Annotated in this window: 10 protein-coding genes; 5 read left to right on the top strand and 5 right to left on the bottom strand. The window is 57.6% G+C overall.

The window, feature by feature from the left end:
- Positions 1-154: 154 nt before the first annotated feature.
- Positions 155-865 (bottom strand): TetR/AcrR family transcriptional regulator, encoded by a 711-nt coding sequence (locus NTD85_RS18770; protein ID WP_262142893.1) that lies wholly within the window; start codon positions 863-865, stop codon positions 155-157.
- Between the two features lie 55 nt (positions 866-920).
- Between NTD85_RS18770 and NTD85_RS18765 the strand changes: the two genes are divergently transcribed.
- Positions 921-2069, top strand: a complete 1149-nt coding sequence (locus NTD85_RS18765) for an alpha/beta hydrolase family protein (protein ID WP_262142892.1) — start codon at positions 921-923, stop codon at positions 2067-2069.
- A gap of 255 nt (positions 2070-2324) precedes the next feature.
- Here the strand turns inward: NTD85_RS18765 and NTD85_RS18760 are convergent, their stop codons facing one another.
- A complete protein-coding gene (locus NTD85_RS18760) occupies positions 2325-2555 on the bottom strand; it encodes a hypothetical protein (RefSeq protein ID WP_103522079.1) in 231 nt (76 codons plus the stop codon).
- 232 nt (positions 2556-2787) lie between these two features.
- Between NTD85_RS18760 and NTD85_RS18755 the strand changes: the two genes are divergently transcribed.
- Positions 2788-3312, top strand: a complete 525-nt coding sequence (locus NTD85_RS18755) for a GAF domain-containing protein (protein ID WP_262142891.1) — start codon at positions 2788-2790, stop codon at positions 3310-3312.
- 146 nt (positions 3313-3458) lie between these two features.
- Positions 3459-3920 (top strand): hypothetical protein, encoded by a 462-nt coding sequence (locus NTD85_RS18750; protein WP_262142890.1) that lies wholly within the window; start codon positions 3459-3461, stop codon positions 3918-3920.
- A gap of 107 nt (positions 3921-4027) precedes the next feature.
- Here NTD85_RS18750 and NTD85_RS18745 read toward each other — a convergent pair whose 3' ends face one another.
- From NTD85_RS18745 to NTD85_RS18735, 3 genes are all read right to left on the bottom strand, one after another.
- Positions 4028-7612, bottom strand: a complete 3585-nt coding sequence (locus tag NTD85_RS18745) for an Ice nucleation protein (RefSeq protein ID WP_262142889.1) — start codon at positions 7610-7612, stop codon at positions 4028-4030.
- Positions 7613-8023: 411 nt separating this feature from the next.
- Complete coding sequence (locus NTD85_RS18740) at positions 8024-8464, bottom strand: hypothetical protein (protein WP_262142888.1); 441 nt, start codon at positions 8462-8464, stop codon at positions 8024-8026.
- Between the two features lie 298 nt (positions 8465-8762).
- A complete protein-coding gene (locus NTD85_RS18735; protein WP_003224416.1) occupies positions 8763-10268 on the bottom strand; it encodes a sensor domain-containing diguanylate cyclase in 1506 nt (501 codons plus the stop codon).
- Between the two features lie 350 nt (positions 10269-10618).
- Between NTD85_RS18735 and NTD85_RS18730 the strand changes: the two genes are divergently transcribed.
- Positions 10619-11314, top strand: a complete 696-nt coding sequence (locus NTD85_RS18730; RefSeq protein ID WP_003224415.1) for an SDR family NAD(P)-dependent oxidoreductase — start codon at positions 10619-10621, stop codon at positions 11312-11314.
- A gap of 90 nt (positions 11315-11404) precedes the next feature.
- A complete protein-coding gene (locus NTD85_RS18725) occupies positions 11405-12424 on the top strand; it encodes an AraC family transcriptional regulator (RefSeq protein WP_262142887.1) in 1020 nt (339 codons plus the stop codon).
- The last annotated feature ends 119 nt before the right edge of the window (positions 12425-12543 follow it).

Raw genomic sequence — 12543 nt, 5'->3', positions numbered from 1 at the left:
TAGGAATCAGCGCGAGTTTTTTGGACTCGCTTTCCCCAAGGTCTGAATCAAGCCAAAAAAACCTTTTTAATCAGTTATTTAATTAGCATTCGGTATGGCAAAAACGACATTTTGCTTCAAACGAACTCAGGTTTTTTGCCGCTATCGAAAGGACTCAGGTGAAGTTGACCACCATCCGTACCAAAGCATCTTCAATGGCTTGGCGACTGCCAGGTTCAAGGGTTTGCGGGTCGTTGAGCATGGCGCGCAACACACCACTGATTGCGTGAGTCAGCACAAAAGCCTCGGCCTCATCAAGCGTGCGCCGCTGGTGGTTGGCGTCAATCAGACCAGTGTCAGTGAAGTACTGGATGACCGCTGCGCGCAACTGCGGCAACGGCGTGCCCGCCCCCCGACTCAACAAGTAGTGCATCAGTACACCATGCACCCCGGTACGCCCACCATAGGCGCTGACAATCGCACGGATCACCGCTCGAACCCGCGCCCCGGGCACGACAGGCCCATCACTTGTGATGACTGTCATCACCTCGCGAGTCAATGCTCCCAGCTCACGCAACGCCAGTTCATCGAGAACCCGCTGTTTGTTGGGAAAATACTGATAGAGCGTGCCGATGCTTACACCGGCCAGTTCGGCGACATGGTTGGTGGTAAAGCCCTCGATGCCGTCCCGCTCCAGGATGCGCCGTGAGGCTTCCAAAATGAGTTCGACCTTGACCTGCGCGCGTGTTTGCGACGGAGATCGACGGCTATCCGACTGATTTTCTTTTATTTTTTTTACCAAGAGCGCTCTCCCGGAATGCGAGTACAGGCAGGCGAAATGCTTGCCTATTATGGCAGCCATATCGCAACTAACGGGTGACTCCATGAATCACACACCTCAAGTAACAGAAGTAGAGCAGAACCCGACCCGTCGGCTTGGCATGACCTACCGTTTCAACGACGAGCATATGGATCTGTTTTTCATGGCAGCTTTGGGGTGGGGGCCAGCCGGCGGTCTGGATGTCGGTCAGGTCTACCACATCGCTGAAACGATCACAGACGGTGACCCGGACACGTGGGTGAACGCCTTTGCTCTTTACGGCAACTATCTCGATCAACAAGCCAACACCTGGCGGGCCAAAGGCTGGCGACACTCCGCCGGTGAAATGCGCCTGAAGGCCTTTGCCAGCTATCGGTCTGCCTGGCAGTTTGCTGGCCCCGGACAACGTTTCAGCGAGCTGTATGCCCAGCATCAACGCACCTTCGCCTTGGCCATCGACGAACTACGGCTACCCGCCACACGTTTCGAAATCCCGTGGAAACATACCAGCCTACCTGGGCATTATTTCGCCAATCCGGACCCGGACGCTCCGTTAGTACTGGTGATTGGCGGCGCGGACACGTGCCATGAAGACCTGTTCCTCACCGTCGGCCGCAACTTGCTTGAGCGCGGCTATTCTGTGGCACTCGCGGACTTGCCCGGCCAAGGTGAGTTGCAGGCGCAAGGTCTGTATTGGGAAGCCGAAGCGGAGAAGCCGATAAGCGCCATCATCGACCAATTGATCATTCGCTTCGGTGCCCGTCCAGGTCGAATTGCCCTGCTGGGGTTGAGTCTGGGGGGGTATTTCGTCAGCCGTGCAGCCGGGCACGAAACCCGTCTGGCAACAGTAATCGCCAGCACTCCACTACATGACGCCGGACTGCTGTTTGCCCGTTCAGTGCAAGCCGCCACCAGGAACCAGGCCAGTACTGCGTTTTCTGCAGCCACGCTGCGCAGTTACCAGACGACCTTCTGGAAGGCTGGCGCTCGCACACCAACGGAACTGGTCGACCGCACTTGCGCCATGCGCGCCGATCCGGCTCGGGTCACGGTACCGTTTCTGTCCTTGCTCGGCGGTGGCGAATCGGACCTGTTCACCGAGCAGGCTAGAACTTGGCACGCAGCCATTGGATCAACGCAAAAATCGCTGGTCGAGTTGCCGGCGCAAACTGGTGCAGATGGTCATGTGCAACTCAACAATCGGCTGCGTCTGGCGCAAGAATGCTGTGGCTGGATGGACGATCTATTCGCGGGAAATATCGATCAATAATCATCTTCCTACCGAGTGAACACCTCTCAAAATATATCGTACGGAAAGCCCCGATCAATCCGACTGGCCGCTTCTATAACTGACTCATATCGATAGTAGCCGTAGCTTCAAAAAACCCCTGATCCCTCCCTTCCTCTGTACGACAAAGCCCTGATTATTCAGGGCTTTGTCGTTTCCGTAATTCTAAGATGTGTTCGTCAACTGCGTTGATCCAGGCGCTGCTTCCTTCACTTCAAGCTGAGGCTGACGGGCCGTTCAAGGGCGTGAAAGCGTTTTCAGACGCTCTACCAACGCCGCTTCAAAAATGACGTACAGCTTTTCAGCATCGCCGGCACGCAAAACCCCACTGGTTTCCAACCCAAGCACGAAGCCATCTGCGCGAGCCCCCGCCTTCACCGCGATGATCATCGAGTCTGCCCGGACAATCTGCGCCAGAAGCCGATCAGCTTCACGCCGCATCTTTTCGTTCAACTCTACGCCTTCCACGTCCTCACCCTTATATTCAGTGTGACATTCAATAAATTACCGAACATTACCCGCCTGATCAAAGCTAAAACGCTGGTGATGGTCCCTGGCGTCTGATGCCAATGATCCTTCGCTATGGCAGCCATCAGGAACCTTTCAAGTGAACGACTCCGTTATGTTTAGAATCAAAATGGGCAGTTTCAAGCGCGTTTAGCAGTCGCCAGCTCGATCATTCATTACCGGAGAACAATGCATGCCTCTCAGTGAGACCATTCACAGAGCGTTGCTAAGCGCAGAGGAACGTTCCTCTATCGCTGAAATTGAAGCTACAACCAATATTCTGCAGCTCGTCACACGCATGACCGGAACGCGCTTCGCGGCGATCGCAAAATTCACCGAGACGGACTGGATAGTCTGTTCCGCCTACGATCCGATCGAGCTTGGGATCAACACCGGCGACACCCTGGAACTCGAGACCACACTTTGCAGTGAGTTTCGCAGAGACCCGCAGGTGCTTTTCGTGCCACAAATAAGTCGCGACGGCAGGTTTTCCGCACGTCCTGTGGTGAAGCAATATTTGATTGAAAGCTACGCAGGGGCGCCTATTTTTCTTCCCGACGGGCAACTTTGGGGCGCGTTGTGTGCATTGGACTCGAGGGCCGTCATTTTCGACGACCCGGATCTGGCGGACACGTTAGGCCTGTTCGCGAGACTGATCGGCTGCATCTTCTATTCGAATCTGACAGAGGCCGGCAGCGGCTACAGCAAGGACGGCTAAGGCGTTAGCGAATAACTAAAAAACAGCCCTGAATATTCAGGGCTGTTTCATTTGTCGCGTGTGTAAACTGACAAGATGCCGATACCGTGCAGGGACACCGAATCACGGCAGCAGCACTTACTCCAAGGAAGGCAGGAATCTGAACAATGTTGGAACACATCTGGCGCAGCATCCATTCACCGGGCTACTTCCCCAACGTCATGGAATGGATGGTCGATATTCTCCTCAACCCGTTTATGGTAGTCATGTGCCTGATGGTTGGAGCACTGGCCGGTAAATGGTGGAGAGCCATCCCCTACGGTGGCCTCACTTGTTATGTAGTGTTCTTGAGCCGGTCGTCTTTCTATCGATGGGACAGCATTTTCCCAGAAGCCGGCCTGCCTGCGCTGTTGATTGACGGCGCGCTGCTTGCCCTCCTCGGCTTTTATTTGAAAAGCGTGCTCAGAACCCACGCAGAAGCAAAGCCCGAGGGCCATTGGTTGCGCTGGCTTTACCGAAGCTTGAGGGCCGTCATGCTGACAGTCGTGGTGATGTTCTGGGTACTCGTCTTGCTGTTCGTGGTGATCTTCACCGTCTCGGTCGCTACCCAGCCGTCAGTGGTGCACTGAACGTCCTGCTGCCAGCCAGTATCTGTACGAAAAGTCATGGCCCGCCTAGAGCGGGCCCTTTATCACCCAAAGGCCTGACATCTTCACGCCCGCAACCAAGCAAGATTTTATGTTGGAATCCGCGAAGCCTCGACCCCGCTATCATCGTTGTCCTCAGCCCTGACCAGCACATTGCTGTCCTCGTCAATCTGATACGGAACGTCAGCCTCTACCCCGTCGATCCCGGTCTTGACGACCACGTTGGTGTAGCGCTTGCCATCCCAGGAGCGGAAGACCAGGGTTGAATTCTCCCCGCCTGAAAGCGTTGAGCCGAGGCTCCCGATGAGTCGGCTGTCGGCACCAGCGGTCAACACGCAGTTTTTGCCGGCTGTCAGCTTGCTGCGATCTCCTGCCATCAGCACACAATCGTCGCCGGCGGTGAGTTTGCTGCGATCGCCAGCCGTCAGGTAACTGTTGCTGCCGGCCAGGAGTTTGCTGCGGTCGCCGGCTGTCTGGGTGCTGTCGGCACCGGCAGTCAGCTTGCCGCGATCACCCGCCATCTGAATGCTGTTGGCACCGGCGATCAACGTGCTGCGAGAACCCGCTGTTTGCGAGCTGCCCTTGCCGGCGATCAACATGCTTTTATGCCCGGCAATCTGCGTGCTTTCATGGCCCGCGATCAGGGAACTCTTATGGCTGGCGATCTGGTTGCTGCCATATCCGGCCGTCAAGCTGCTGCGCATTCCGGAGGTCAGGCTGCTGCCATACCCGGCAGTCAGGACACTGTGCAGTCCACTGATCAGCGTGCTGCCGTAACCGGCGGTCAAAAAGCTGCGAACGCCACTGGTCAAACTGCTGCCGTAGCCAGCGATCAGCGAGCTGTCTTGTCCTGCAACCCCGGTGCTGCCATACCCGGCGGTGAGTGTGCTGTCGCGCGCCGCCATCTGGGTGCTGCCATAACCCGCCGTCAGCGTGCTCTCGTAACCGGCAGTCTGCGAACTGCCGTAGCCGGCCATCAGCGAACTGCCAAATCCTGCGATTTCCGTACTGCCGTAGCCTGCGGTCAGGGTACTGCTGTCGAGTGCGGTGAGCGTGCTGCCGTAACCCGCCGTCAACGTAGATTCGTAGCCTGCGGTCTGGGTGCTGCCGTAACCGGCAATCAACGAGCTTTGATAGCCCGCCGTCGACGTACTGCCGTAGCCAGTGGTCAGTGAGCTATTGTCCTGCGCGGTTTGCGTGCTGCCGTATCCGGCAGTCAGGGTGCTTTCATACCCCGTTGTTTGAGTGCTGCCATAACCTGCGATCAACGAACTGTTGAATCCAGCGGTCGAGGTACTGCCATATCCCGCAGTAAGTGAACTGTCTTCCTGAGCAGTCTGGGTACTCCCGTAGCCCGCGGTCAGGGTGCTTTCGTGTCCTGCGGTCTGCGTGCTTCCATAACCCGCGATCAGCGAACTGTCAGGGCCGGCGGTGCTCGTGCTGCCATAACCGGCTGTGAGCGAACTGCCTTCCTGTGCGGTCTGTGTACTGCCGTAACCGGCAGTCAGGATGCTGCCGTGTCCGGCAGTTTGCGTACTGCCGTAACCGGCGATCAACGAGCTGTCGTAACCAGCGGTTTCCGTACTGCCGTAGCCTGTAATCAGGTCACTGCTTTCCTGGGCGGTCTGAGTGCTGCCATAACCCGAGGTCAGAATGCTTTTGTAACCGGCAGTCTGGGTGCTGCCATAGCCTGCAATCAGCGCACTTCCGTGACCGGCGGTTTGCGAGCTGCCGTAACCGGCAGTCACCATACTGCCGGGGCCAGTGGTGGCCGTGCTGCCGTAACCGGCGGTGAGGTCACTGCCTTCCTGGGCAGTTTGTGTACTGCCGTAACCCGCGGTCAGAGAGCTTTCCTGCCCAGCAGTCTGCGTGCTGCCGTAGCCTGCGATCAGTGAACTGTCGGAGCCGGCGGTGCCCGTGCTGCCGTAGCCTGCGGTGAGATCACTGCCGATCTGAGCGGTTTGTGTACTGCCGTAACCCGCGGTCAACGAGCTTTCTCCGCCAGCCGTTTGCGTGCTGCCGTAGCCGGCAATCAGCGAACTGTCGGAACCGGCAGTGCTTGTGCTGCCGTAACCGGCGGTGAGATCACTGCCCTCTTGGGCTGTCTGGGTGCTGCCATAACCGGCGGTCAGGGAGCTTTCTCCGCCAGCCGTTTGCGTGCTTCCGTAGCCGGCAATCAGCGAACTGTCGGAGCCGGCGGTGCTTGTGCTGCCGTAACCGGCGGTGAGATCACTGCCCTCTTGGGCTGTCTGAGTGCTGCCATAACCGGCGGTCAGGGAGCTTTCTCCGCCGGCAGTCTGGGTGCTGCCGTAGCCGGCAATCAGTGAACTGTCGGAACCGGCGGTGCTGGTGCTGCCGTAACCGGCGGTGAGATCACTGCCCTCTTGGGCTGTCTGAGTGCTGCCATAGCCGGCGGTCAGGGAGCTTTCTCCGCCAGCCGTTTGCGTGCTGCCATAGCCGGCAATCAGCGAGCTGTCGGAACCCGCGGTGCCGGTGCTGCCGTAGCCGGCGGTGAGATCGCTACCCACCTGAGCGGTTTGCGTACTGCCGTAACCAGCGGTCAAAGAACTTTCGCCACCGGCAGTCTGTGTACTGCCATAGCCAGCTATGAGCGAACTGTCCGAACCGGCGGTACTTGTGCTGCCGTAGCCGGCGGTGAGATCACTGCCCTCCTGGGCGGTTTGCGTACTGCCATAACCGGCAGTCAAGGAGCTTTCTCCGCCGGCAGTCTGGGTGCTGCCATATCCGGCGATCAGTGAACTGTCGGAGCCAGCGGTGCCGGTGCTGCCATAACCGGCGGTGAGATCGCTGCCCTCCTGGGCGGTTTGCGTACTGCCATAACCGGCAGTCAGGGAGCTTTCTCCGCCAGCCGTTTGCGTGCTGCCATAGCCGGCGATCAGTGAACTGTCGGAGCCTGCGGTGCCGGTGCTGCCGTAGCCAGCGGTGAGATCGCTACCTGCCTTGGCTGTTTGTGTGCTGCCGTAACCCGCCATCAGCGAGCTTTCATCTCCGGCGGTTTGTGTACTGCCATAACCTGCAATGATCGAACTGTCGGACCCCGAAGTCCCGGTACTGCCGTATCCCGCAATAAGCGTGCTGCTATCGCCGGCGGTTTCAGTGCTGCCGTAGCCTGCAATGAGCTGGCTCTGACTGGCGCCAGTGAGCGTACTGCCATAAACCGCTGTTTCGAGTTTTTGCGTAGCCCTTACAGTTGTACGGTGACTGATGACATCGGGAAGACTGCCAGCAATAACCGGGAGCCCGGGAAGTGTCTCGATTGTCTCGGATTGCACTTCAGGAAACTCAAAAGTCTCAATCAAGTTCTTCGTCGACGCTTCATAATCAGCCGCATTATCGGCGATGTAATCCAATGCGCTATTTCGTGTCCCCACGTGAACGACTTCTGCACGGAAAAACTTGACGCCTTCGTCGTCCTCGAGAAATATCAAGTCGCATACCGCCACTTCGCACACAACCCATCGCGCATCCGCCTGCATGCTCAAATGGGCGTTTGTCCCTTGGCCCCAAAGCAAGCCAGCCAGCCCATTTTCAAGTTTTCTCGTCGGCTCCCAAAACCTGCATTCCACCGGTCCTGAAACGGGCCATATCAGACCACAATGGTCGGCCATGTTATTGGCGCATGTTCTCAGGACCAGCACTTTTTCGGTGTTCATTTTGCGATACCTTTACAACTTCAATCTCTAAAATCCTTTGGAGACAAACGTCCATAATATATTTCCCTACTCAAAACCCACGCAGGTAACAGCCCTCGAATTAACAGAAGCATTCGACTGCGCAGACCTTGAACTAAACATGAAACTCTTGAGAACCCGGAAACCTATGGCTCGAGGCGAAGAGAGGGGCCGTATTGCCTTATCGAGGCGGCATAGGACATGATTGGACAGATCCATATTTAAAAGAAGTAAAACGAAGTAGATTTCATCGATGATTAGAAATACTTAACGTAAAAACCCATCGCATACATCATCTATATACGACAAAGCCCTGAATAATCAGGGCTTTGTGGTTTCTGCCAGGCGCATCTGGATGGCGGCAAATCAGAATGGCTAGTGCGTCCTCAGCCACTACGCAGCCGCACTCTCATGCTCGCTTTCATGAACATAAACCCACGAGATTCCCGAAGGCGATGTGGGGTCCAGACGCATAAGCGCCGAATCGACTTTCTTCTTGGTGATTCCGTCTTTGACGAGATCGAAAACCGTAAGGAACAGGTCGCCCTGCAGAGGCGTGATCGAAAGATTGATGATGTGCGATTCGGGGCTGCCAACACGCTTCCCGTACAGCCCCCAAAGTCGCTCCCAGTAGTCCGCCCGATCCATGATCTGACCATCCGTGAGCACCACTCGGAAGTCGCTCGCCAGCGCATCGTACAAGGGTTTGATGGCGCCTTCGGATTGCGAAGCCACACCGCGTGACCACGGGAAAAAGAGGTTGTACCAACGGTATACCTCTGCTTCGACGAGCGCGCTTTTATCGGATGTTTCGGGTACTCGGCTGATTGCCATCTGTGTTCTCCTTAACAAGCAAAAGGTGGCGGGCACTGCGTTACAGACCGGGAGTCTGGATACACATTCGCCAGAGCGATGCACCGCGCCTTATTCAAGATCCTTCCTGAAATCAACGTCATTGAGGCCAACTGAATCAACGTTTAAATACTGTGTGGTACCTCCTGTCACTTTAACGACCGAGCCACAAAAGTAGTCGCTAGGCAGTCAGGTTGCATTGAAAGCTGACCAACGGTTTTAGTCATGCACCATGACGAAATCCAGATCGACGAGTTCATCGGGTCGGCAACGACGCAGATCACCAGAGTCCCTGCACAAACCGGTCACGCCCCAGCGTCTTGGCGTTGTACAACGCCTGATCTGCGACCTCGATCAACCCTTGCAGGCTTTCCAGTTGCGCGCCCGTGGCCGTAGCGATGCCAATACTTACACTCAACCGTCCGAACGGGCTGGACGGATGTGAGATGTTCTCTTGTTGCAAGCGCTCGAGGATCAACTGAGCCACCACCGCGGCACCCTCACTGTCGGTGGCCGGCATGATCACGCTCATCTCCTCGCCGCCGTAACGTGCCACCAGATCCGACGGGCGCCGCACACATCCCTCAAGGATTCTGCCGACCTTCTGCAGGCAGGCATCGCCGGCGACATGCCCGAATGAGTCGTTGAACAGTTTGAAGTAGTCGATATCGATCATCAGCAACGCCAGCGTCGTGCCGTCACGCTGCGCGCGCCGTGCTTCCATGGCGAGGCTTTCATCGAAGCAGCGCCGGTTGGCCAGACCAGTCAGCGCGTCCTTCATCGCCAGCAACTCGAGCTGGCGATTGGATGCGAGCAATTGCTGCTGCGTACCGCGCAATTGATCTTCAGCCCTGGTACGCCTGCGGATATCCAGAATCAGGAACCAGCCGATGAGCCCGGTAAGTCCCAGCAGCCCGATGACGACTACTGCCGAGAGCCATGCTTCCATGCGCCACGCAGCGAGGGCCTCGCGCTTGCCGAGTGCGACGGTGGTGATCAGCGGCAGCCGGTCACTCTTGCGGAACGCATAGAGCCGCTCGACGCCATCCAGGCTGGAAGTAAACGACGCGGTGCCGACGGATCGATCGACCAGATACTTCTCATAAATCGGCGATTTGGAAAAGTTGCGCCCCATGTCCTGCTCACGGAAGGGATAGCGCACCAGCAACGTACCGTCGGTGTAGGACAAGCCGATGGCGCCCTCCTGCCCCACATCGATCTTGCCGAACAGACGCAGGAAGTTTTCGACGCCCAGGGTCACCGCCACCACCCCGGCAAACTCGCCGTGCGCATCATTGAAACGGCGGCTGACGGTAATCACCCACTCCTGATTGGAGCGGCTCTGGATCGGCGGACCGATAAAAGTCTCGCGGCTTGGATCGTCACGGTGATGGATGAAATAAACACGATCACTGCTGTTGGCCCCGGCCGGAATCGGTCGGTTGGACGACATCAACCATCGGCCCTGATTGTCGTAGATGGTAATGCCGCTGAGCTGTGGCATCAGCGGTTCCTGACGATTGACCAGCGCGCTCAGACGCTGGATCTGCGCAGGGCCGCTACCTTCGGTTTCCAGGCGTTCGACGAGTCCAAGCAGCAGCAACGAACTTTGGCGGACGATCCCTTCGGAGTAAGTCGCCAGCGCCTGGGTCAGGTTCAAGCCATGAACGTTGACTTCCTCCAGTGCCCGCTCTCGGGAGGCCAACACTTTCCACACCGTCAGTGACGCGAGGGAACAACCGATCACCAACAACAAAAGCACAACCAGGTGGGTATCACGCTTCACATTACTACCTTTGGGAAAGTCCGGTTTTCCGTTTCAACGACTGGTGGATCGACGCAATGGCGGCGGCCATTTGTCCTTGTTTTGAAGAAGAATACAAGCAGCGATGGATAGATTATGTAGCGCAAAAACCACGACAAGAATGCCAGCCCAAACCGTCGCCAGGCTTTCAGGATTTGACTGGGCTGCGCACCCCCAAAGCCAACTTTCTGGCGCCTGTTTCACGACCCTTTTCGCCTGTTTTGCCAGGCATAAAATTTTGGCACTTTTGCACAACAAGTTGACATCCAAAAGCATGCCACGGGTCACCGATATCATTAGAGTATGCGCCCTTAAAAAGGAAAGGACTCTTGATGACTCAGTCACTCTCACGGCGCGTTGTGGCGATTACCGGCGCCCTGGGGAATCTCGGCGAGACCCTGGCGGACATGGCCGCAGCCCAGGGCGCAGATCTGGTGCTGATCGATCGGGCGATGATTACGCTGCCCAGTTCGCACAATCGACTGGTCCTGTCCGGGATTGATCTGACTTCCTTTGCCGATTGCCAGGAAGTCGCCCACCAGATCAATCGCTATTTCGGTCGCCTCGATGCGCTGGTCAACGGCGCCGGCGGCTATGCGTGGGAGCCGTTGCTGGGCGGTGCGATAGAGGCCTGGGATCGGCTCTACTCGCTGAACCTTCGAACCGCATTGAATGCCAGCAAAGCCCTGCTGCCATTGCTGCTGCAATCCTCGGCAGGACGCATCGTCAACATCGGTGCGAGCATGGCGGCCAAAGCCGGGCTGGGCATGGGCGCTTACGCTGCGTCGAAATCCAGCGTACTGCGCCTGACCGAAAGCCTCGCCGAAGAGCTCAAGGACATGAGCATCACGGTCAATGCCGTGCTGCCGAGCATTCTCGACACCCCGCAAAACCGTGAGGCCATGCCCGACGCCGAACATCAGCGCTGGGTGACACCGGCGCAACTGGCGGCGGTCATTCTGTTTCTGATCTCGGAACAAGCGTCGGCCGTCACCGGCACCGGCATTCCGGTGATCGGGCGCATGTAGGGTCTATTGACGCCGCGCGCCTTGGCGACGTCGCTTTCTTCACCTTTCGGAAAAGCAAGATCACCGGATTACCGGACTTCCCCTCCCCCCATGCGACCCGCCACTTCCAGCGCTGCTTTCGTTAACCACGTCCTCGATGTCGCCGAACAATACGGCTGCGATGGCGATTGGCTGTTGCAGCAGACCGGACTCTCACGCGAGCAGTTGTCCGACTCGATTGTGCGCATTCCCATGCGCCAACTGCGTGCCTTGCTGGAACTGGCGGCGCTCTGCAGCAACCTGCCGCATTTCGGTCTGTTGGTCGGCACCGCCGTGCGCCCGGGCACCTACGGTGTGCTGGGTTATGTGCTGATGACCAGCGCGACACTGGGCGAGTCGCTGAACATGATCCTGCGATTCGGCAAGATCGTTTACGACAGCCCTGCCAGCCAGACCCGGATCGTCATCGGCGACGGTCGCGTGACTCTCGAAGATCAGCGCATCAGTGAACTGGAGCCTTACTGCGCCCTGCATCAGGAAGCCCTGATGGTCGGCTGGGCAGCGTTCGGCCGCTGGTTGATCGCGAGTAACCAGCCGATGCTGGAGGTCCGGATGATGCATCCGGCAGTCGGCGAGCCGGCGCTGTACGAAGACTTTTTTGGCTGTCCGGTGCAGTTCGAGGCCGGGAGCAATGCACTGGTGTTTGCCGAGTCGACGCTCTCGACGCGGATCCAGGGCGCCGACCCGCGCATGCATCGCAGCATGCTGCTGGAGGCCGATTGGCAGTTGTGCCTGACCTACCCGGCATTTTCCGTAACCGATCGCTTGCGTGCATTGCTCACCGAACAATTGCCGACCGGCGATTTCAGCTTGAAAAGCCTGGCCCGGCAGTTGGCGATTTCACCGCGCACCCTGCAGCGCAAACTGGCGGCCGAAGGGGAAAACTTCAATCAGGTACTGGAAACCATGCGCATGGAACTGGCCGACCATTACCTGCGCCGGACCGAGACCAGCATCATGAACATCGCCCTGATGCTGGGTTACTCGCAGGCCAGTTCTTTCAGCCACTCCTTCCGACAGGCACGCGGGATCTCACCGGTGGATTACCGCAAGTTGCTGCGGGCCCGATGAAGCGGGACTGGCCTATAGCGTGATTGGCCTGCGCTAAGCCAGTGGACCTGACACCATCCAAGTAAACCTGTGGGAGCGGGCTTGCTCGCGAAGGGGCCGTGTCAGCCAATTCATATGCT

Origin of the sequence: Pseudomonas sp. 13B_3.2_Bac1 (assembly GCF_025466205.1) — a bacterium.
GTDB classification, from domain to species: domain Bacteria; phylum Pseudomonadota; class Gammaproteobacteria; order Pseudomonadales; family Pseudomonadaceae; genus Aquipseudomonas; species Aquipseudomonas fluorescens_H.
The sequence above is the reverse complement of the archived record's forward strand: the minus strand, read 5'-3'. Positions and strand labels throughout refer to the sequence as shown.

Coding starts and splice junctions, on each gene's coding strand:
- NTD85_RS18730 (WP_003224415.1), top strand. CDS start 10,619: ATGACTCAGTCACTCTCACGGCGCGTTGTGGCGATTACCGGCGCCCTG.
- NTD85_RS18740 (WP_262142888.1), bottom strand. CDS start 8,464: ATGGCAATCAGCCGAGTACCCGAAACATCCGATAAAAGCGCGCTCGTC.
- NTD85_RS18770 (WP_262142893.1), bottom strand. CDS start 865: ATGGAGTCACCCGTTAGTTGCGATATGGCTGCCATAATAGGCAAGCAT.
- NTD85_RS18755 (WP_262142891.1), top strand. CDS start 2,788: ATGCCTCTCAGTGAGACCATTCACAGAGCGTTGCTAAGCGCAGAGGAA.
- NTD85_RS18745 (WP_262142889.1), bottom strand. CDS start 7,612: ATGAACACCGAAAAAGTGCTGGTCCTGAGAACATGCGCCAATAACATG.
- NTD85_RS18765 (WP_262142892.1), top strand. CDS start 921: ATGACCTACCGTTTCAACGACGAGCATATGGATCTGTTTTTCATGGCA.
- NTD85_RS18725 (WP_262142887.1), top strand. CDS start 11,405: ATGCGACCCGCCACTTCCAGCGCTGCTTTCGTTAACCACGTCCTCGAT.
- NTD85_RS18750 (WP_262142890.1), top strand. CDS start 3,459: ATGTTGGAACACATCTGGCGCAGCATCCATTCACCGGGCTACTTCCCC.